The organism is Shewanella electrica (genome assembly GCF_022321485.1).
In the GTDB taxonomy this organism is placed as follows: domain Bacteria; phylum Pseudomonadota; class Gammaproteobacteria; order Enterobacterales; family Shewanellaceae; genus Shewanella; species Shewanella electrica.
Window position 1 is genome coordinate 1 of the sequence record NZ_JAKOGG010000055.1, and the last position, 346, is coordinate 346.

Here is a 346-nt window from a genome sequence, read left to right on the forward strand (position 1 = left end):
GTCCGTCAACACCTACTGTAACTGCTGGTGTTGCTGCCTAACAAGTATCATATTCACTGCAAACATCTTAGTAGGAGTAGCTTTTGACGAACAACTCCTTCTTGGCTTCCTCGGATTCACCCTCACCGGTGTACTTCCCAAGCTGGGCGAGCGAGTTGGACTTGGCACGGAAAAGGAGTGCATCTTGTGCCGCCTTCACGTTCTCTGGGCGGCCTCCCCATGTCTTCAAGGCAGTGTTTTGGAGGGCTCTGGCATACGAGAATGACACGTGCCACGGGTTTGGAGATTGGTTCATGGCATTCAAATTGAGGGTAGCTTCAACCTCAGACTGTCCACCAGACAAAAA

Annotated in this window: 1 protein-coding gene; it reads right to left on the reverse strand. The window is 51.2% G+C overall.

The features are described from left to right. Positions 1-67: 67 nt before the first annotated feature. A partial coding sequence (locus L9G74_RS23825) for a class I fructose-bisphosphate aldolase (protein WP_238898512.1) occupies positions 68-346 on the reverse strand: 279 nt, incomplete at its 5' end.